Origin of the sequence: Nonomuraea sediminis, assembly GCF_018531495.1 — a bacterium.
Lineage (GTDB): Bacteria > Actinomycetota > Actinomycetes > Streptosporangiales > Streptosporangiaceae > Nonomuraea > Nonomuraea sediminis.
In genome coordinates this window covers 158,710-177,036 of the sequence record NZ_JAHDTI010000001.1, presented here as the reverse complement: position 1 = coordinate 177,036, position 18,327 = coordinate 158,710, and the positions used below count along the sequence as shown (strand labels likewise).

Sequence of the window (18,327 nt, the reverse complement as noted above, 5' to 3'; positions counted from 1 at the left end):
CCTCAGCCCACGGGGACCAGCGAGGCGGCCTGGTCGCGGCACTGTTGCAGCGTGTGCCCGGCCAGCGCCTCGCGCACCGCGGGCACCATGACGGCCGCCATCGACAGGCTGGTCACGCCGAGCCCCGCCAGCACCGGCGCCAGCCGCGCGTCGGCGCCGGCTTCGCCGCACACGCCCACCGGCTTGCCCGCCGCCTGGCCCGCCCGCGCGCACTCGCCGATCAGGCGCAGCAGCGCGGGCTGCCACGGGTCGAGCAGGTCGGCCAGGTCGGGGTGCTGGCGGTCGGCGGCGAAGGTGTACTGCGCGAGGTCGTTGGTGCCGATGCTGAGGAAGGAGACCTCGCGCAGGATCTCGCCCGCCTGCAACGCCGCCGCCGGCACCTCGATCATCACGCCGACGTGCCCGATGCCGCGGGCCGTCGCCCGCGCGGCGAACGCCGCCGCCTCCGCCCGGGTGGTGATCATGGGGGCCATCACCCGGGGCTCGGCTCCCGTCGCGCGGGCGGCCTCCGCGATCGCCTCCAACTGGGTGTCCAGTACGGCGGGCCGTATGCGATCGACGCGGAAGCCGCGCACCCCGAGCGCGGGGTTGTCCTCGGCGGGCAGGCCGAGGAAGGGCAGCGGCTTGTCGGTGCCCGCGTCGAGCGTGCGGATGACCGCGTCGGGCACCTCGGCCAGCACGGCGGCGTAGGCGGCGACCTGCTCGTCGAACGTGGGCAGGTCGGCGCGGTCGAGGAAGAGGAACTCGGTGCGGAACAACCCCACACCCTCGGCGCCCGGCCGCAGGTCGGCGGCGGAGCCGATGTTGAGCAGCAGCCGCACAGGATGCCCGTCGGCCGTCCTGCCCGGACCGTGGCTCGCGGCCAGCCGGGCCCGCTCGGCGCCGGCGCGCTCGCGCACCCGGGAAACCTCCGAAGCGGTGATGCCGGTGACGACCTCGCCGGTGGCGCCGTCGACCGAGACGAGCGTGCCGTCCGTCAGCGAGACCGCGCCCGGGCAGGCGACCACGGCGGGCAGGCCGCGCCCACGGGCCAGGATCGCCGTGTGACTCGTCGGCCCGCCGCGCTCGGTGACGAGCGCCACCACGTCCGCGGTGAGCGCGGCCGTGTCGGCGGGGGACAGGTCGCGCGCCACCAGCACGTGCGGGTGACCGGGCTCGGGCAGACCGGGCATGGGCAGGCCGAGCACGGCGGCGATCGCGCGGTGCTTGAGGTCGTCGAGGTCGGCGGCCCGCTCGGCCAGGTAGCCGCCGAGCGCGGCCAGCGCCTCCCGGTGCTCGCCGAAGGCGGCCTCCAGCGCGTGCGGGGCGTCCAGGCCCTGCGCGGTGCGCTGCTCGGCGCCCTCGAGCAGCATCGGATCCTCGGCGATCATTGCCAGTGCCTCGAGGATCTCCCCGGCCTGGCCGCCCACGGCGGCCCGCCGGTTGAGGTCGGCGGCCACCGCCTGCAGGGCCTTGGCCACGGCGGCCGCCTCGGCGGCGGGTTCTGTCACCGGGCGCGGCGCGGGCAGCCGCGGCGGATCCGCCAGCCGGTAGGCGGGACCCGCCGCCAGCCCCGGGCTCACCCCGAGACCCTTGAGCCGGTCACCCATCGACGGCGTCCAGGTCGCGGGCCAGCATCGCGGCCAGCTCGGCGACGGCCTCGTCGCCGCCGGGCGCGTCGGATTCCAGCGTCACCTCGGTGCCGTGCACCGCGCCGAGCGAGAGCACGCCGAGCATGCTGCTCGCGGGCACCGCCTTCTCGCCGAGCCGGATCCGCACCGGCACGCCCAGGCGCGTCGCCGCCTGCACGAACAGCTTGGCGGGGCGGGCGTGCAGCCCGCTGGCCGAGGCGATCACCACCGTACGGCTAGCCATGGCTACCTCCTCAGGGTTCGATCGTGACCTTGATGGCCGCGCCCCTGCTGACCAGGTCGATCGCGTCCAGCACGCCGTCGAGCGGCAGCCGGTGCGTGATCAGGTCGGCCACCGGGACCGCGCCCGAGGCGATCAGCGCGAGCGCCTCGGCGTTGTGTGCGGGGCTGGAACCGTTGGCGCCCACGATCGTCAGCTCCCGGTAGTGCACCAGGTTCGAATCGCAGCGGATGATCGGGTCGTCCTTGGGCAGCCCGCCGAAGAAGCTGATGCGGCCCTGCCTGGCCGCCATCCGCAGCGCCTGCTCCTGCGCCGCGCCGGAGGCCGCCGCCGTGATCACCACGTCCGCGCCCCTGCCGCCGGTCAGCTCGAGCACCGACTCCACCGGGTCGGCGTCGATCACGGCGTCGGGCTCGACGAGCTTGGCGGCCATCGCCAGCCGTTCGGCGTTGACGTCCACGAGCGCCACCCGGGCGGCGCCCCTGGCGCGCGCCAGCCGTACGTGCAGGCAGCCGATCGGGCCCGCGCCCATCACCACCACCTCGTCGCCGGGGCCGACGCGCGCGAGCTGCTGGCCGTTGAGCACGCAGGCCAGCGGCTCGGCCACGGACGCCTCGGCGTATCCGACGCCGTCGGGGATGCGGTTGACGCCGTTGACCGCCAGCACCTTGGCGGGGACGACCATGTACTCGGCGAAGCCGCCGTCGTAGTGGTAGCCCATCGACTCCTGGTTCGGGCAGACCGTCATGCGGCCGCGCAGGCAGTCCTGGCAGGTGCCGCACGGGATCGCCGCGATCACCTGGACGCGCTCGCCGGTCCCGACGACATCGCCGGCGATCTCGTGCCCCATCACCCTCGGCGGGCGGATGTGGTGGTGACCGTACTTGAAGATCTTGGCGTCGGTGCCGCAGGTGGAGCAGTTGCGCACCCTGATCTTCAGCTCGCCCGGCCCGGCCTCGGGCTCGGGGGCGTCCTCGACGCGGATGTCGCCGGGGGCATGGAATCGCGCGACCTTCACCGCAGCTCCTTCAGCACCGTATCGACGTCGGACGCCTCGCGCAGCGCGCGGGCGCGGTCCGGGTCGAGCAGGATCTCGGCCAGCTCCGACAGCAGCTTGACGTGCCCGCCGCCGCCTGCCGCGATGCCGACGCACACGGTCACCTGCTCGCCGTCCCAGTCGACCCCGCCGGGGAAGCGCACGAAGCAGATCGCGTCGCGCAGCACCCCGTCCTTGTAGCCGTGCGGGATCGCGAAACCCTCGCCGACGTAGGTGGAGATCGACCGCTCGCGTTGGAGCATGGCCTCGATGTACGGCTCGGCCACCGCGCCCACGTCGACCAGGACGCGGCCGCACTGCCGGATCGCGTCGTCGCGGTTGGAGGCCGTGGCGTTCATGCGCACGGCGCTCCTGTCGAGAACCTCATGCACTGACCGTGCCGCCCTTCTTGATGGTGGAGACCAGGTTGGTGACCACCGGGTCGCCCAGGAAGATCTGGAACGAGAGCAGCACCTTGCCGGGCGCGCCGGCGCGGGCCCTGGCCGCCAGGCCGACGTGGCACAGCACCACGTCGGCGTCGGCGGGGATGTCGTTGACCGGGGTGTGCTCGACCTCGACGCCGGTGCCCATGAGCTGCTTGCGCAGCGTGCTCGCCAGCATGACGCTGCTGCCCATGCCCGCGTCGCAGGCGACGATGATCTTGCGGATGTCCTTGGTGTCGATGGTGGTCACGTGATCAGGCTCCTTGCGTTCTGGTGGCGTCGGCCTTGTCGCCGGCCTCGGTCTCGGCATCGGCGGCTTCGTCCACGGCGGGCGTCTCGGGCTGGTCCTGGGTCTCCTCTGGCTTCTCGCCGCGCCCGAAGCCGAGCAGGACCGCCGCGACCAGGAACGAGACGCCGGCCGCGACCAGGATCCCGAGGATCACGCCGAACCAGCCGCCCTTCGGGGTGACGGCGATGTAGGCGAAGATGCTGCCCGGCGACGGCGTGGCGACCAGGCCCGCGCCGGTGACCAGGAAGGTGAACACGCCCGCCGCGCCGCCCAGGATGGTGGCCAGGATCAGGCGGGGCTTCATCAGCACGTACGGGAAGTAGATCTCGTGGATGCCGCCGAAGAAGTGGATGATGATCGCGGCGGGCGTGCTGGGACGCAGCTGGCGCGGGCCGAAGAACAGGTAGGCCAGCAGCAGCCCGAGGCCGGGACCCGGGTTCGACTCCAGCATGAACAGGATCGACTTGCCCGCCTCCTTGGCCTGCACCACGCCCAGCGGGCCGAGCACGCCGTGGTTGATGGCGTTGTTGAGGAACAGCACCTTGGCGGGCTCGATGAGGACGCTGGCGATGGGCAGCAGGTCACGGGTGATCAGCCACTCGACCGCGTCGCCCGCCGTCGTGGTCACGACCCGGACGATCGGGCCGATGCCCCAGGCGCCCAGCAGCGCCATCGCGCCACCCACGATGCCGGCGGTGAAGTTGTCGACCAGCATCTCGAAGCCGGCCTTGGTCCGCTCCTCGGTGAACCTGTCCACGTACTTCAGGACGAAGGCCGCGAGCGGGCCGATGACCATCGCGCCGAGGAACATCGGGATGTCCGCACCCACGACCACACCCATCGTGGCCACGGCGCCGACGACCGCGCCTCGCTGGCCGTGCACCATCCGGCCGCCGGTGTAGCCGATGAGGATGGGCAGCAGCATCGTGATGATCGGGCCGACGAGCTTGGCGAACATCTCGTTCGGGACCCAGCCCGTGGGGATGAACAGGGCGGTGATCAGGCCCCAGGCGATGAACGCGCCGATGTTCGGCATGATCATCCCGGCCAGATGACCGCCCAGGCGCTGGATGGAGGCCTTGATTCCGGTCCCGACAACCGGAGGGGTGTAGGTGTCGGCCATGGGACGTGCTCCTTCGGGGGGATGAGCGATGACAGGTCGGCGCCCTCTACTGGGCCGCGGCCTCGTCGCCGGGTGGGGCATGGGGAGTCGTGTACAGGGGACGGGCAGGGTCGGGTGGACCCACGTGGACCCGGGTTCTGTCGATGTCGGCGGGGGAGGGCACCCGGCTGCCGGGCAGGGAGACCGCGGCCGCGCCCCAGGCCAGGGCCTCCGCCAGGGCTCCGGGGCCGCGGGCGCCACCGGCCAGGAAGCCCGCCAGCATGGCGTCTCCCGCCCCCACCGAGCTGCGGGGCTCGTCGACAGGGGCCCGGCCGTACCACAGGCCTTCGTCGGAGACGAGCATGGCACCGTCGGCGCCGAGGCTGGCGAGCACGGCCCGCGCCCCGGCGGCGCGCAGTTTCCCCGCGGCCGCGGCCACGTCGCCGACGCACCGCAGCGCCATGCCCGTCGCGTCGGCGAGCTCGTCCAGGTTGGGCTTGACCAGGGCGGGCCCGGCCGCCAGCGCGCAGGCCAGGGCGGGCCCGCTGGTGTCGACCGCCACGTTGATGCCCGCCTCGGCGAACCTCCGGCACAGCCGCGCGTACACGTCGGCCGGGACCTCGGGCGGCAGGCTCCCCGAGGCCACCACCCAGTCCGCGGCGCCCGGCTGACCGGGTGCCGGCGGGTGGGCGGCGATGAGGACGGCCTCCGCGATGGTGTCGAGCTCGTCCAGCGACAGGGCCATGCCAGGTTCGTTGATCTTGGTGGTGGTGCCGTCCGGCTCCGCGAGCGTGACGTTCGAGCGGGTACGGCCGGCGACCGGCACCGTGATCATGTCCAGGCCCGCCAGCTCGAGCAGGTGGACGAGCTGCCGCCCCTCGTCACCGCCGAAGGGGACGACCGCGCGGCCGGCGATCCCGTTGGCCAGCAGGGCGCGCGAGACGTTGACCCCCTTGCCGCCCGGATCGAGGCGCGCCGCCGCGGCCCTGATGACCGTGCCGCGGTCCAGGTAGGCGATCTCGATCGTGCGGTCGAGGCTGGGATTGAGGGTCAGCGTCAGGATCATGCGCGCACCACCTCGGGCCCCGCCGCCGACAGCTCGGCGGCGACCGACAGGTCCAGCCCCGTGTCGGTGATGACGACGTCGATCTCCTGCAGCGAGGCGAAGCCGGCCAGGTAGGTGTTGGTGAACTTGGTGTGGTCGGCCAGCAGCACGCACCGCTGCGCCGCCTTCACCATCGCCCGCTTGATCGCCGCCTCCGCCGGGTCGGGGGTGGTCAGGCCGTTGGCGGTCGAGCAGCCGTTGGTGGCCATGAACGCCACGTCCACGTGCAGGTGCGCGAGCGGCTGCAGCGCCCAGTCGTCGACTGTGGCCAGCGTGCGCCCGCGGACCCGGCCGCCCAGCATGATCACGTGCAGGTTGGCCCGCGCGGCCAGCACGGTCGCCAGCGGCGGCGAGTTGACCACGACCGTGAGCTCCCTGTCGGGCGGCAGGATCTGCACCAGCCGCCCGGTGGTGGTGCCCGCGTCGATGATCACCGAGCCGTCCTCGGGCAGCTCGGCCAGCGCGGCCTTGGCGATGCGCTCCTTCTCCGCGGTCATCACCTCGTCGCGGGCCGACAGCGCGGGCTCGAACCCGAGCCGCTCCACCGGGATCGCGCCGCCGTGCACCCGGCGCAGCACGCCCGCCCTCTCGAGCGCCGTCAGGTCGCGGCGGATCGTCTCGGTCGTCACGTCGAGCTCGTCGGCCAGCGACACCACGTCGACCCGCCCGGACGCGCGCGCCCTGCGGAGGATCTCCTGCTGCCGCTCCTCGGCGTACATGATGTTGGTTCACCGCCGTTTCGATGTTGGTTCTGCTTTGTTTATACCCGCTTTCGTTGGTCGGTCAAGAGTGACATTTCCGAATCTGGTAGTTATGGCGGATGCGAATCAAGCCCTGGGCCGCCGTGGCGGCAGCCGTACCCCTTGCAGCCGGATGTGTCGCGGGACCAGCGGCGCCCGCGTCGGCCTCCATCATCAGCAGCGGTACGGCTGCCGCCCCGAAGGTGCCGTTCGGCACGACGGCCGGGTGGGTGGTCTTCGACCGCAAGGCCGGCAAGATCGTGGCGACCAGGAACGCGCACAGGAAGTTCCGCTCGGCCTCCGTCGTGAAGATCATGATCGCGATCGACTACCTGGAGAGCCACGCCGGCGTGCCCGCGGGGGACGCGGCGCTGCTGAAGGTGATGCTGCGCTCCAGCGACGACGACGCGGCCAGCACGTTCTGGGACAGGGACGGCAAGGGCGCCATCATCAAGCGCGTGGCCCGCAAGCTCGGGCTCGCCGACACGGCCCCGCCGCCGGCCAGCAAGCCGGGCTTCTGGGGCTACACCTCCTTGAGCGCGTACGACGTGGTCAGGACCTACCGCTACCTGCTCGACACCGCCGACGGCCGGGTCCGCGACACGATCCTGGGGCACCTGCGCGCGTCCACGCCGTGCGGTAGCGACGGCTTCGACCAGACCTTCGGCATCCCGAGCGCGGTGCGCGCGCCGTGGGCGGTCAAGCAGGGCTGGTCGGGCTTCGGCGACGTGCCGGCGGTCAAGTGCGTCAAGAAGTCCGCGAACTCGGGCGGGGCGCTGCCCGGCGTGCCCGACTACGGGCGGCCCGTCCTGCACACCACGGGGCTGCTCGGCAAGGACGACCGGCTGATCATGGCCGTGCTCACGGCCCACCCGGCGGGCGCCTCGTGGAGCTCGTCGGTCGCCAGGATCACCGCGCTGACCCGCGACCTCTACCGCAGCGTCGTGTAGGCGTTGTAGACCTTCTTCGGCACGCACATGCGCCAGGCCTCGATGACGAGCTCGCGCATCTCGGCCTCGTCGATGGCCGCCATCCAGACGTGCACCCAGTTGTAACGCATGTCGGACTCGCTGGGCAGCATGAACTTCTCCGGCTCGGCGGCCACCAGCGCGGCCCGCTCCTCCTTGGGGAAGCCGAAGCCCATGACGGTCTCGTCGCGGGAGAAGGCCACGTACACGATGCTGCCCACGCGGAACTTGATCCGGTCCCTGATCAGGTGCTCGGAGGAGCGGGGGAGCGTCGACGCCAGCCGGCGCACGTCCTCAACGGTGACCATCGGGCCAATCTACTTCAACAGGCACGGAGAGCGGCCGCTGAGGCGTGGAGCCGGTGAGCGCCTTCGCTTTCGTACGGCGGTCGGTGCCCGCGGTCCTCCTGCGCCCGCCGTACGAGGCGAGGACGGCGAGCAGGGAGATAGCCGTCATCACGGCCAGCGAGAGCCGATACCCGGCGACCAACTGGTCGACCGCCGCGGGCGCCGTGCGCGACAGGGTGCCGGCGAACACCTCCGGTCTCAGCGGGGCCGGCAGCGGGATCGTGATCAGGGACAGGGCCAGGGCGTTGCTCACCACCACGCCGCTGTTCTGCACCATGAGGCGCATCGCGTTGACGATGCCGACCCGGTGGGCGGGCAGCTCGTCCAGCACCGCGGTGGCGGTGGCGGGCATGAACATCCCGCCGCCCGCGCCCAGCAGCACCAGGGCCGCCAGGATCGGCGCGTACCCGCCGCCGGCGGAGACGCACGCGAGGAGCACGACCAGGCCCGCCGTACCGACGACGTTGCCGGCGAGAGCGACCACGCGCGCGTCGAACCGGGCCTGGAGCGGTCCCGCGCAGGCCGAGACGACCATCATGGTGACCGACAGCGGGAGGATCCTGAGCCCGGCCGACACCGGATCCTCGCCGCGGACCGCCTGGTAGAACAGGGCGACCAGCAGGACGACCGCCATCCTCGCCACGGTGCTCAGGAACGCGGCCAGCAGGTCCAGGGCGAACACCCTGTCGGCGAACAACCCCACGTCGACCACGGGATGGCGGCTGCGCCGCTCGACGAGGACGAACACCGGGAGCAGACCGGCGAACACCACGATCCCGCCGAGTACCAGCGGGTCGGTCCAGCCGCGGTCGCCGACCTGGGACAGCCCGAACAGCAGCCCGCCCAGGGACACCAGGACCAGCAGGTTGCCCGGCAGGTCGATCCCCTTGTCCCCGGTGGACCTTTCCGTACGGCGCAGCGTGAACGCGCCCCAGGCGAGGCAGGCCAGCCCCACCGGCACGTTGTACCAGAACACCCACTGCCAGCCGAACCGGTGCGTGAGGAACCCGCCCAGGGTGGGGCCGACGAGCTGGGCGACGGAGAAGGAGGCGATGTAGATGCCCATGCCGCGGCCGAGCTGGCGGCGCGGGAAGGCGTCGGTGAGCAGGGCGGCGCTGTTGGCCAGCAGCATCGCGCCCCCCGCTGCCTGGAACACCCGCAGCCCGACGACGTACCACTCGCCGGGGGAGAAGCCGAGCAGCAGGCTGGCAACGGTGTAGGTGGCCAGCCCGAGCAGGTACATGGCCCGCCGGCCGTACATGTCCGCCAGACGGCCGAAGACGACCATGAGCACGGTGCTGGCCAGCATGAACGACAGCAGCATCCAGCCGGCGGCGGCCGCGCTCGCGTGGAAGTGCCTGACCACCTCGGGCAGCGCCACGTTCAGCGAGCTGCTGCCCAGCGCGATGAGGATGCTCGCCAGGCTGACCACGGACAGCACCCGCCATGCGTAGCGTAAGCGCGCCTCCTCGGACATGCCGCTCCTCCCGGACCCGGATCTAGATTAGGATTCTAGTATTGAAATCCAAAATTAGCCGAGAGAGTGGGACGCGATCATGCCGGTCGACCGATGACCGTCGCGGCGGACGAGCACTGTGACCAGCGGGAGCGGCTGCGGCGCGCCTGGCGCATCCTCTCGGTCGTGAGCATGGCCAGCGTGCTCACGGCGCTCGGCGGGAGCGCGCTCAACGTCGCGCTTCCCCAGGTCGTACGGCAGACCGGTGCGGGCGCCGACGCCGCGGGCTGGATCCTGCTCGCCTTCCAGCTCACCACCACCGTTCTCATGGTCGTGTGCGGGCGGCTCGCCGACATGTTCGGCCGCCGGGCCATGTACCTGCTCGGCCTGGCCACCTACACCGGCGCCAGCCTGCTGGCAGGGCTCGCGCCGAACGCGTGGCTCATCGTCGTGCTCCGGGTACTGCAGGCGGCGGGCACCGCCATGCTGCTCACCAACAGCGCCGCCCTGGTGACCGACGCCTTCCCACGCTCGCGTCTGGGCGAGGGCATGGGCGTCTACACGGCCTCCTTCTCCATCGCGCAGCTCGTCGGCCCGACGGTGGGCGGGTTCTTCGCGGAGCACCTCGGCTGGCGGTGGGTGTTCTGGTTCAACGTGCCTATCGGCTTGTTCTGCCTGGCGTGGGGAGCGCTCGTGCTTCCCAGAGGACGGCCGGCCTCGGCGGACCGCGGCCTCGATCTGCCCGGCAGCCTCCTGGTCCTGGCCTGCCTGGGCGGGCTGCTGCTGTCGTTGTCGGAGGTGACCAGGCTCGGCTGGGGAAACCCGCTGGTGGCCGGCGGGCTGGCCGCCTTCGTGCTGACGCTGCCCCTGTTCGTGCTGCGCGAGACCAGGGCGCGGCACCCGGTCGTCGACGTCCGGCTGTTCCGCGACCTGCCGTTCACCCTCGGCACGCTGGCCTCGTTCCTCAACGCGGCGGCCCGGATCGCCGTGGTGTTCCTCGTGTCGCTGTTCTTCCAGACGGTCCGCGGTGAGGATCCGGTGTCCGCGGCGCTGAAGGTCCTGCCGCTGTCGATCGCCGCCATGATCGCGTCGGTGGCGTCGGGGTTCCTGCAACGGCGGCTCAGGCCGCGGACGGTGGCGCTCGTGGGAGCCTCGCTGACCACCGCGGGCCTGGCCGGCATGCTGTGCCTGATCTCCCCGGACATCCCCTACGCCGTGATGGCGGCGCCTCTGATGCTCATGGGCGTGGGGTCGGGCATGTTCCTGCCGTCCAACACCACCGTCCTGCTCGACGGGATCCCCTCCGGCCGGCTCGGCATCGTCAACGCGATGCGGCTCATGCTCCAGAACACCGGAGGAGTGGTGGGGACCGCGATGGTGCTGTCGATCATCACGATCCCGCTCCCCGCAGTCCTGCACGACACCGTCTTCGCGGGGACGCTGTCGCAGGTCGCGCCTGCCGGCGTCGCCGACCTGATCAGCGGGTATCGATGGGCGCTGGGGTGCATGACGGGGATCGCCGTGGCGAACATCCTCACGTGCCTGGGCAGAGGTCGCGCCTCGGCTCAGGAGATCACGGCGGCGCGGTGACCCTTGGTCAGAGGGGCTGGGCGAGGGAGGTGGCGTGGGCGGCCAGGAGTTGTTTGCGGCGTTTTGCGGGGAGACGGTCGATGAAGAGGCGGCCTTCGAGATGGTCCGTCTCGTGCTGGAGGCAGCGGGCCAGGAGGCCCGTCCCAGTGATCGTGACGGGGGCGCCCGTCGCGTCGTGGCCGTGGACCGTGGCCTGGTCGGGGCGGGGGACCGGGGCGAACTGGCCGGGGATCGACAGGCAGCCCTCGTCGCCGGGGTCCAGGTGGCGATCGCGCAGACCCGGCAGTTCGAGGGTGGGGTTGACGACGACGCCCTTGTGGGAGACGTCGTCGGCGTCGGGGCAGTCGTAGACGAAGACGCGCAGCGGGACACCGACCTGGTTGGCGGCCAGGCCCACGCCCTGGGCCGCGTACATGCTCGCGAACATGTCGTCCACCAGGGCCGCGAGCTCGTCGTCGAAGCGGGTCACGGGCTCGCACGGGGTGCTGAGCACCGGGTCCCCCACGTACACGATCGGCCGTGCCTGTGCCATGTCGAGCGCCCTTCCCGAGAGTGGTGCGATCAAGTCTATGATGTTCACGATGCGAGACGAATCTTCTTGTATAGCGAGACAAGAGATAGGGTCGCGGTAGTCGACGAGGGAGATTGCGATGACTGCCGTATACACCCATGGCCACCACGAGTCGGTGCTGCGCTCGCACCGCTGGCGCACCGCCGAGAACTCGGCCGCCTACCTGCTGCCGCACCTGAAGCCGCACATGGCCGTGCTGGACGTCGGCTCGGGGCCGGGCACCATCACCGCCGACCTGGCCGACCGGGTGGGGCACGTGACGGCCTCCGAGGTGACGGCCGAGGCGCTGGAGCTGGCCAAGGCCGCGATCGGGGATCGGGCGGACGTGGACTACGCGGTGGCCGACGTGCACGAGCTGCCCTTCGCCGACGACTCGTTCTGCGTCACCCACGCCCACCAGGTGCTGCAGCACGTGGGTGATCCGGTGCGGGCGCTGCGCGAGATGGGGCGGGTGACCAAGCCCGGCGGCTACGTGGCGGTCCGTGACAGCGACTACGCGGGCTTCACCTGGTGGCCGCTGCTGCCCGAACTGGACGAGTGGCTGGACCTCTACCGCAAGGTCGCCCGCGCCAACGGCGGCGAGCCCGACGCGGGGCGGCGGCTGCTGTCGTGGGCCAGGGAGGCCGGGTTCGAGGACATCACGCCCTCGTCGTCGACGTGGTGCTTCGCGACGCCTGAGGACCGCGCGTGGTGGGGCGGGATGTGGGCCGACCGCATCCTCCGCTCGGCCCTGGGCGAGCAGGCGGTCGCCACGGGGCTGGCCACCCGGGGGGACCTCGAGCGCATCGCGAACGGCTGGCGCGACTGGGCCGCGGCCCCGGACGGCTGGATCTCCATCCTCCACGGCGAACTCATCTGCCGCCTCCCCCGCTAGACGCGGGTGGGGGTCAAAGGGCGAGGGGGCGGGTGCGTTGCCATTGGGGGTCGCGGTAAAGGACGACGTCCGTGCCGTCCAGGAGCTCGTCGGGGGCGGAGATCATGTGGATCTCGCCTGACTGCTGCATCCGGAGGAGGAGGTCGCGGACCCGGGGGCCGACCGGGAGGCGGCCGGCGGGGAGGGCGAGGCCGTCCCTGATGGCGTCGGCGATCTGCGAGAGGTGGAAAGGGCCCTCCCATCCCGACACGACCCCGCGGACCATCGGCAGGGTGATCACCTCGGCGGCCTCGGCGTGGGCGAGCTGCCAGGTGATCTGCTCGCGCCGCCGCCCCGTCCCCGCGCACGCCGTGCAGGCGCGGGTGAACCCGGCCGCCGGCTCCTCGACCGCCGAACCGAGGCACGAGGTGCACAGCTGGTGCTCGGAGGCGTGCAGCTCGGCGTTGACGCGGTCGGCGAGCAGCGTGCCGCAGGTGCAGTCGTAGCCGTCGCCGAGGAGCGTGCCGGTGCGCGGGGTGATCGTGTGGTCAGTCATCCCGACCGACTCTATCGGGACAAACCATGCAGCCGTCGCAGCGCCTTGCGGGCGGCCGCGGCCACGCCGGGGTCGGGGTGGTGCTCGATGAAGACGCGCAGCACCGCCGCGGTGTTGGGATGGTCGCACAGCGCCAGCAGCGAGATCGTGCCCGACTGATCCCCGGTCACCGACTCGGTCACCTGCGAGATCTCCCCACCGAACTCCAGCAGCGCCGCCGCCATGTCCACCAGCACCCAGGCGATCTCCTCCGGCGCGGGCCGCCTGTCTTCCCTGCCGAGCCTGGCGGCGACCACGGCTCCGACGCGCGGCTCGTAGATCAGCTCGGCCAGCTCCTGCTCGCCGTACTCGCCGAACGAGGCCGACAGCAGCTCCACGCCGACGGCCCTGCTCAGCGGGCTGGCCTCGGGGATCACCCTGGCCAGCTCGGCCGCGGCGGCCTGCTCGTCGCGCCCGGCCAGCCATCCCGCCAGCTCCTCGTCGCGCTCCCGCTCGGGATAGGAGCGCAGCCCGCGCAGCAGCCCGGCCGCGTCGACCTTGGCGAGCGTGCCGAGCACCGGGATGTCCTGCCCGCTCAGCTCCGAGATCAGCAGCCGAGCCGTCCACAATCCCAAGGGCGTCAGCTCGTACGGCCGGCCGAGCCGTACCGCCAGCCCCAGCTCCTCGAGCAGATCGGCGTCGTCGAGGACGAGCGGCTCGCGGGCCAGGAACAGGCGCACCAGCCCCATGAAGGCCGGTCCGTCGGGATCCAGGAGGCGGCGGCTCTCCTCGGCCCAGGCGTCGAGCGAGCCCTCGGGGACCTTCTCGGCGAGCTCGGACTCCGGAGGGAGGCGCACGGGGGGCTGGAGGGGCAGGACGTCATCCACGTTCCCATCTTTGCCGATGCTAAGGTCCCCGGTGTCACGAAAAGTCAGAAGAAAGGAGGAATGCGGTGTCTTCTCGCTTCTACTCTTCGGAGGAACTGTGCTTTTCCGCTTCACGGTCGAGGCAGATCTCGACCGCCTGCTTGGCTGCGTGATCGACGAGCCCGTCAGCTGGTCCCACCCCGATCGCCTGCTCGCCTTCCTCGAGGACGGCCAATACCGGCACGACCGGATCTGGGTCGCCGAGGACGGTGACAAGATCCTGGCCCGCGCCGTCTGGTGGGCCTTCCCCGGCTCGGACAAGCCGCTCGCCCTGGACTGCCTGTACGTCCACCCGTCCGTCGAGGACCGGGCAGGGCTGGCCGCCGAGCTGCTGGCCAGGGCGCACGAGGCCTTCGGCGACGCGCCCGATTACCACGTCTTCCTGCAGAACGGCTGGCATGACGACCCGCGCGCGGTCGCGGCCGTCGGCTGGCGGCGCGAGGCCCTCGCGCGGGCGGGGATGACGCGCGAGCTCGAACGGCTGCGCTACGAATGGACCGCCGGCGGTCCCGTGCCCGAGCCCTCGGGCCGGGTGGTGTTCCGCGCCGAGCCGGACGACGAGGTGTTCGTCGACGCCTTCCTGCGGGTGGCGGTCGGCACCCTCGACCACCACACCCAGGAGGCGCTCGGCCGGATGGACCCCGAGGCGCAGGCCCGCGAGGACGTGGCCGGCTACCGGGAGATGCCGGGCGACCGGTCGTGGTGGCGCCTGGCCTACACGCCGGACGGCGAACTGGTTGGGCTGGCCATCCCGTCGGCCAACAACGGCGGACCCGTCGTCGGGTACGTGGGCGTGGTGCCCGAGCAGCGCGGCCACGGCTACATCGACGACCTGCTCGGTGAGATCACCCGCCGGCACGCCGAGCGGGGCGTCCAGCGGATCGTGGCCGACACCGACACCGGGAACGTGCCGATGGCCAGGGCGTTCGAGCGTGCCGGTTACCGCAACTTCGCCGTCCGCCTGGTGATCTCCACGAGCTGAGGTCAGCTGTTCAGCCTGATGCGGACCACCAGGGCGTGCAGGGCGTCCTGGGCGGTGGCGGCCTCGGGGAGGGACGAGCCGTCCCTGGCCGATTCCAGGGCGGCCGTCATGCGGGCCACGTCCTGCTCGGCCGAGGCGACCGACGGCGCCGCGCCGTGCTCGGCCTCCCGCTTGGCCGCCACCAGCTCGGGCAGGTACGGCGGGCCGTAGGAGTAGAGCCGCGTGAGGTCGGCCACCACCTCCCCGGTCCGCATCAGGTGCGTGCCCGTGGCCAGCACCCGGAAGGTGTACAGCAGCGGCTTGAGCTCGCCCGACTGCGCGTGCAGCCGCCATTGCGTCCGCGCGAACCCCAGGTAGTGGTGCGCGTGGTGCCGCGTCAAGCACCGCGGCGCCAGCGCCACCAGCTCCTCGTGCACCGGCGAGGAGGCCACCACCAGCGGCGACAGCAACTGCTCGAGCACGTAGCCGTTGCGGTTGAGCAGCAGCCGGCAGAACTTGGCCAGGTCGTGCGTGACCAGGTCCACCTCCACGCCGTCGCGCGTCCAGGTCCGCTCCAGCGTCTCCGGCCCGGTGCGCAGCCCGACGACCTCCTCCAGCGGCAGCCGGTGCACGCCGCGCAGGTCCACGTCGGAGTCCACCGACGGGAACCCGTACAGGTGCGCCCCGCTGACGGTCGCGAACGCCAGCGGGTGCGGCTGCGACGCCGCCACCTCTTCCAGCCAGCCGGGCAGGTTCACAGGTTCTCCCGCCGCACGTCCATGAGGAACTCCTCGACCGCCTTCCGATCAGGTACGGCCGGCAGCACGCTGGGCGCGGTCTCCGCCCGCGCCGCGAGCCGGGCACGCCACGCCTCCACCTCGGCCCAGGGCACCTCCCCGCGCCGGATCGCCAGCAGCCGTTCCCTGTGCTCGCCCACCCGGACCAGCGGGGAGCCGTGCTCGAGCAGGTGGAGGCCGCTCAGCAGCAGCCGGATCATGTGCATGGCCTGCTTCCACCGCGGCCGCTCCGGATCGAGCCGCTTGAACTGCGCCCGCGCGTACTCCACGAAGGTCCGCCTGGCCCGCTCCGACACGAACGCGTCCCGCAGCCCGAGCAGCCGCTCCCCGGCGGGCGTGACCAGCTCGACCAGCGGCGACCACAGGCACTCGAGCACCGTCGGGTTGGCCTCGAGCGCCAGCACGCAGAAGCGCTCCACCTCCCACGAGAACTGCTCGGGCAGCGGCCCGTCCCGATGCGTGGGCGGCTTGTCCAGGCGCCAGAACTCCGGCGTCGGCACCACGAACACGCCCCGCCGGTCCGTGTCGGACTCGGGAGTATCCAGCCCGTAAGCCCGCGACCCCGTCACCACCTGCAAGATCACGTCGTCACCCGCACTCCCGCGGGCCCCGGCCCGCTCATCAGGTCGTACGGCCTCGTTCACGGGCGCCTCCTCCCAGGCAGCACGGAGGCCGCACGGGATCGCCCGCACGGCCTCGCGGGATGGAGAGCGGGCGCGCTGAGGTCATTGTCAAAGGAGAGAAGCAAGCACGCCCAGGAACCACCCCGCCTGATCACCGTACCCGGACACACCCTGAAATGTCCCGCCATTTCCCTGGCTGCGCCCTATAGGGTCTGGGGGCGTCAAGAAAGGGTAAATGGGTGTCAATACGGAGCTGGCTGCTGCACGGTCTGCAGCCCACCTCGGGCATGCACGACGAGCATCCGGGCAAGCGCCACGCCTGGTGGCAGGTCATGTGCCTGACCGGCGTCGACTACTTCTCCACGCTGGGCTACCAGCCGGGCATCGCCGCGCTGGCCGCCGGTGCCCTGTCGCCGATCGCCACGCTCATGCTGGTGGCGCTGACGCTGTTCGGCGCGCTGCCCACCTACCGCGCCGTCGCCGCGGAGAGCCCCAACGGGATGGGCTCGATCGCGATGCTGGAGCGGCTGCTGCCGCACTGGTGGGGCAAGCTGCTGGTGCTCGTGCTGCTCGGCTTCGTGGCCACCGCGTTCATCTTCACGATCACGCTGTCGGCCTCCGACGCCACGGCGCACATCCTGGAGAACCCGTTCGTGCCCGACGCGCTCGACGGGCAGCAGGTGCCGATCACGCTGCTGCTCATCGCCGCCCTCGGCGCGATCTTCCTGCGCGGCTTCAGTGAGGCGATCGGGCTCGCCATCGCGCTGGTGGCCGTTTACCTGGTGCTCAACGTGGTCGTGGTGGCCACCGCGGTCGTCGAGGTGCTGTCGGCGCCGTCGCTGGTGGCCAACTGGCAGGACGCGCTGGTCGCCGCCGGGCACGGCAGCCCGCTGGCGATGATCGCGCTGTCGGCGGTCGCGCTGCCGAAGCTGGCGCTGGGCATGTCCGGCTTCGAGACGGGCGTCGCGGTGATGCCGCAGATCGAGGGCGACCTGGAACGCCGCATCCGGGGCGCCAGGCGCCTGCTGACCACCGCCGCGCTGATCATGAGCGTGTTCCTGGTCTTCAGCGGCTTCGCCACCGCCGTGCTCATCCCGCCCGCCGAGTTCCAGCCCGGCGGCAAGGCCGCGGGGCGGGCGCTGGCCTACGTGGCCCACGAGTACCTGGGCGACTGGTTCGGCACCGCCTACGACATCTCGACGATCGCGATCCTCTGGTTCGCCGGCGCCTCGGCGCTGACCGGGCTGCTCAACATCGTGCCGCGCTACCTGCCCAGGTACGGCATGGCCCCCGACTGGGCCCGCGCGGTGCGACCGCTGGTGCTGGTGTTCACCGCGATCTCGTTCGTCATCACGATCATGTTCGGCGCGAACGTCGAGTCGCAGGGCGGCGCCTACGCCACCGGCGTCCTGGCCCTCATCCTGTCGGCGGCCGTGGCCGTCACGATCTCCGTCGCCCGCCGCGGCCGCCGGCTGGCCGCGGCGCTGTTCGGGCTGATCTCGCTGATCCTGGCCTACACGTTCGCGGCCAACGTGTTCGAGCGGCCCGACGGCCTGTCGATCGCGCTGTTCTTCGTCGTGGCCATCATCGTCACCTCGCTGATCTCCCGCGCCACCCGCTCGACCGAGCTGCGCGTGACCACCATCGACCTCGACGAGGAGGCCAAGCGGCTGATCGACTCGCTGCCGGAGGGCGAGCTGCGCATCATCGCCAACGAGCCGGACGCCCGCGACGAGGCCGAGTACCGCGAGAAGGACCGCGAGACCCGCGAGTACCACCACCTGCCAGGCACCGAGCCGATGATCTTCCTGGAGGTCACGCTCGGCGACACCTCCGACTTCGAGTCCGAGATCAACGTGCACGGCGAGGAACGCCACGGCTACCGCGTCCTGACCGTGCGGAGCGCCGCGGTCCCGAACACGATCGCCGCCATCCTGCTGCACCTGCGCGACACCACCGGGCGGCGCCCGCACGTCTACTTCCACTGGGCGGAGGGCAACCCGATCGGGGCGCTGCTGCGCTACCTGCTGTTCGGCGGCGGCGACGTGCCGCCGCTGACCCGCGAGGTGCTCCGCAAGGCCGAACCCGACCTGCAGCGCAGGCCCCAGGTGCACGTGGGGTGAGTTCCTGCTTG

At 71.9% G+C, this 18,327-nt stretch carries 20 protein-coding genes; 5 read left to right on the top strand and 15 right to left on the bottom strand.

Going from position 1 to position 18,327, the window contains the following annotated elements; translation table 11 throughout:
• Positions 1–2: 2 nt before the first annotated feature.
• Genes ptsP through KIK09_RS00790 form a run of 8 tightly spaced genes read right to left on the bottom strand, consistent with a single transcriptional unit; the run spans position 3 to position 6,545 of the window.
• The gene (gene ptsP / locus KIK09_RS00825) at positions 3–1,589 is read right to left on the bottom strand and encodes a phosphoenolpyruvate--protein phosphotransferase (protein ID WP_214316662.1); all 1,587 of its coding nucleotides are present in this window, start codon (positions 1,587–1,589) and stop codon (positions 3–5) included.
• Positions 1,582–1,854, bottom strand: coding sequence for an HPr family phosphocarrier protein (locus KIK09_RS00820; RefSeq protein ID WP_214316661.1), 273 nt, complete (start codon positions 1,852–1,854; stop codon positions 1,582–1,584). The genes ptsP and KIK09_RS00820 overlap by 8 nt, the downstream gene beginning before the upstream one ends.
• A gap of 10 nt (positions 1,855–1,864) precedes the next feature.
• Positions 1,865–2,869 carry a zinc-dependent dehydrogenase gene (locus tag KIK09_RS00815; protein WP_214316660.1) on the bottom strand — a complete coding sequence of 335 codons (1,005 nt, stop codon included), beginning with the start codon at positions 2,867–2,869 and terminating at the stop codon, positions 1,865–1,867.
• A complete protein-coding gene (locus KIK09_RS00810; RefSeq protein ID WP_308163867.1) occupies positions 2,866–3,279 on the bottom strand; it encodes a PTS mannitol transporter subunit IIA in 414 nt (137 codons plus the stop codon). The genes KIK09_RS00815 and KIK09_RS00810 overlap by 4 nt, the downstream gene beginning before the upstream one ends.
• Positions 3,272–3,580, bottom strand: a complete 309-nt coding sequence (locus tag KIK09_RS00805) for a PTS sugar transporter subunit IIBC family protein (protein ID WP_214316659.1) — start codon at positions 3,578–3,580, stop codon at positions 3,272–3,274. The genes KIK09_RS00810 and KIK09_RS00805 overlap by 8 nt, the downstream gene beginning before the upstream one ends.
• A 4-nt stretch (positions 3,581–3,584) precedes the next feature.
• Complete coding sequence (gene mtlA / locus KIK09_RS00800) at positions 3,585–4,742, bottom strand: mannitol-specific PTS transporter subunit IIC (protein WP_214316658.1); 1,158 nt, start codon at positions 4,740–4,742, stop codon at positions 3,585–3,587.
• Between the two features lie 46 nt (positions 4,743–4,788).
• Entirely contained in the window at positions 4,789–5,787 is a 999-nt protein-coding gene (locus tag KIK09_RS00795; protein ID WP_214316657.1) for a 1-phosphofructokinase family hexose kinase, read from the bottom strand.
• Positions 5,784–6,545, bottom strand: coding sequence for a DeoR/GlpR family DNA-binding transcription regulator (locus tag KIK09_RS00790; RefSeq protein WP_214316656.1), 762 nt, complete (start codon positions 6,543–6,545; stop codon positions 5,784–5,786). Before KIK09_RS00790 ends, KIK09_RS00795 begins: the two co-directional genes overlap by 4 nt.
• Positions 6,546–6,646: 101 nt before the next feature.
• On the opposite strand from KIK09_RS00790, the gene KIK09_RS00785 reads away from it, so the two are divergent.
• Entirely contained in the window at positions 6,647–7,516 is an 870-nt protein-coding gene (locus tag KIK09_RS00785) for a D-alanyl-D-alanine carboxypeptidase family protein (RefSeq protein WP_214316655.1), read from the top strand.
• Here KIK09_RS00785 and KIK09_RS00780 read toward each other — a convergent pair.
• Both KIK09_RS00780 and KIK09_RS00775 read right to left on the bottom strand, forming a co-directional pair.
• Positions 7,498–7,842, bottom strand: a complete 345-nt coding sequence (locus KIK09_RS00780) for an MmcQ/YjbR family DNA-binding protein (RefSeq protein ID WP_214316654.1) — start codon at positions 7,840–7,842, stop codon at positions 7,498–7,500. The two genes, KIK09_RS00785 and KIK09_RS00780, sit on opposite strands and share 19 nt — an antisense overlap.
• Positions 7,829–9,358, bottom strand: coding sequence for an MFS transporter (locus tag KIK09_RS00775; RefSeq protein WP_214316653.1), 1,530 nt, complete (start codon positions 9,356–9,358; stop codon positions 7,829–7,831). Before KIK09_RS00775 ends, KIK09_RS00780 begins: the two co-directional genes overlap by 14 nt.
• Before the next feature lie 93 nt (positions 9,359–9,451).
• On the opposite strand from KIK09_RS00775, the gene KIK09_RS00770 reads away from it, so the two are divergent.
• Complete coding sequence (locus KIK09_RS00770; protein ID WP_214316652.1) at positions 9,452–10,927, top strand: MFS transporter; 1,476 nt, start codon at positions 9,452–9,454, stop codon at positions 10,925–10,927.
• A gap of 7 nt (positions 10,928–10,934) precedes the next feature.
• On the opposite strand, the gene def is transcribed toward KIK09_RS00770, so the two are convergent.
• Positions 10,935–11,492 carry a peptide deformylase gene (gene def, locus KIK09_RS00765; RefSeq protein WP_372455491.1) on the bottom strand — a complete coding sequence of 186 codons (558 nt, stop codon included), beginning with the start codon at positions 11,490–11,492 and terminating at the stop codon, positions 10,935–10,937.
• An 85-nt stretch (positions 11,493–11,577) separates the two neighbouring features.
• On the opposite strand from def, the gene KIK09_RS00760 reads away from it, so the two are divergent.
• Positions 11,578–12,372, top strand: a complete 795-nt coding sequence (locus tag KIK09_RS00760) for a class I SAM-dependent methyltransferase (protein WP_214316651.1) — start codon at positions 11,578–11,580, stop codon at positions 12,370–12,372.
• A 13-nt stretch (positions 12,373–12,385) separates the two neighbouring features.
• On the opposite strand, the gene KIK09_RS00755 is transcribed toward KIK09_RS00760, so the two are convergent.
• Both KIK09_RS00755 and KIK09_RS00750 read right to left on the bottom strand, forming a co-directional pair.
• The gene (locus KIK09_RS00755; RefSeq protein ID WP_214316650.1) at positions 12,386–12,907 is read right to left on the bottom strand and encodes a hypothetical protein; all 522 of its coding nucleotides are present in this window, start codon (positions 12,905–12,907) and stop codon (positions 12,386–12,388) included.
• 11 nt (positions 12,908–12,918) lie between these two features.
• On the bottom strand, positions 12,919–13,773 hold the full coding sequence (locus KIK09_RS00750) for a hypothetical protein (protein ID WP_214316649.1): 855 nt from the start codon (positions 13,771–13,773) through the stop codon (positions 12,919–12,921).
• A 97-nt stretch (positions 13,774–13,870) separates the two neighbouring features.
• On the opposite strand from KIK09_RS00750, the gene KIK09_RS59840 reads away from it, so the two are divergent.
• The gene (locus tag KIK09_RS59840; RefSeq protein WP_214316648.1) at positions 13,871–14,794 is read left to right on the top strand and encodes a GNAT family N-acetyltransferase; all 924 of its coding nucleotides are present in this window, start codon (positions 13,871–13,873) and stop codon (positions 14,792–14,794) included.
• Between the two features lie 2 nt (positions 14,795–14,796).
• Here the strand turns inward: KIK09_RS59840 and KIK09_RS00740 are convergent, their stop codons facing one another.
• Together KIK09_RS00740 and KIK09_RS00735 are read right to left on the bottom strand one after the other, a co-directional pair.
• On the bottom strand, positions 14,797–15,531 hold the full coding sequence (locus tag KIK09_RS00740) for a nucleotidyltransferase domain-containing protein (protein ID WP_214316647.1): 735 nt from the start codon (positions 15,529–15,531) through the stop codon (positions 14,797–14,799).
• On the bottom strand, positions 15,528–16,214 hold the full coding sequence (locus KIK09_RS00735) for a nucleotidyltransferase domain-containing protein (RefSeq protein WP_214316646.1): 687 nt from the start codon (positions 16,212–16,214) through the stop codon (positions 15,528–15,530). The genes KIK09_RS00740 and KIK09_RS00735 overlap by 4 nt, the downstream gene beginning before the upstream one ends.
• Before the next feature lie 218 nt (positions 16,215–16,432).
• Between KIK09_RS00735 and KIK09_RS00730 the strand changes: the two genes are divergently transcribed.
• The gene (locus tag KIK09_RS00730; protein WP_308163866.1) at positions 16,433–18,316 is read left to right on the top strand and encodes an APC family permease; all 1,884 of its coding nucleotides are present in this window, start codon (positions 16,433–16,435) and stop codon (positions 18,314–18,316) included.
• Positions 18,317–18,327: the final 11 nt, after the last annotated feature.

Bases quoted from the DNA above. Each gene is read 5' to 3' on its own strand.
- ptsP (WP_214316662.1), bottom strand. From the start codon at position 1,589: ATGGGTGACCGGCTCAAGGGTCTCGGGGTGAGCCCGGGGCTGGCGGCG.
- KIK09_RS00820 (WP_214316661.1), bottom strand. From the start codon at position 1,854: ATGGCTAGCCGTACGGTGGTGATCGCCTCGGCCAGCGGGCTGCACGCC.
- mtlA (WP_214316658.1), bottom strand. From the start codon at position 4,742: ATGGCCGACACCTACACCCCTCCGGTTGTCGGGACCGGAATCAAGGCC.
- KIK09_RS00795 (WP_214316657.1), bottom strand. From the start codon at position 5,787: ATGATCCTGACGCTGACCCTCAATCCCAGCCTCGACCGCACGATCGAG.
- KIK09_RS00790 (WP_214316656.1), bottom strand. From the start codon at position 6,545: ATGTACGCCGAGGAGCGGCAGCAGGAGATCCTCCGCAGGGCGCGCGCG.
- KIK09_RS00785 (WP_214316655.1), top strand. From the start codon at position 6,647: ATGCGAATCAAGCCCTGGGCCGCCGTGGCGGCAGCCGTACCCCTTGCA.
- KIK09_RS00780 (WP_214316654.1), bottom strand. From the start codon at position 7,842: ATGGTCACCGTTGAGGACGTGCGCCGGCTGGCGTCGACGCTCCCCCGC.
- KIK09_RS00775 (WP_214316653.1), bottom strand. From the start codon at position 9,358: ATGTCCGAGGAGGCGCGCTTACGCTACGCATGGCGGGTGCTGTCCGTG.
- KIK09_RS00770 (WP_214316652.1), top strand. From the start codon at position 9,452: ATGACCGTCGCGGCGGACGAGCACTGTGACCAGCGGGAGCGGCTGCGG.
- KIK09_RS00760 (WP_214316651.1), top strand. From the start codon at position 11,578: ATGACTGCCGTATACACCCATGGCCACCACGAGTCGGTGCTGCGCTCG.
- KIK09_RS00755 (WP_214316650.1), bottom strand. From the start codon at position 12,907: ATGACTGACCACACGATCACCCCGCGCACCGGCACGCTCCTCGGCGAC.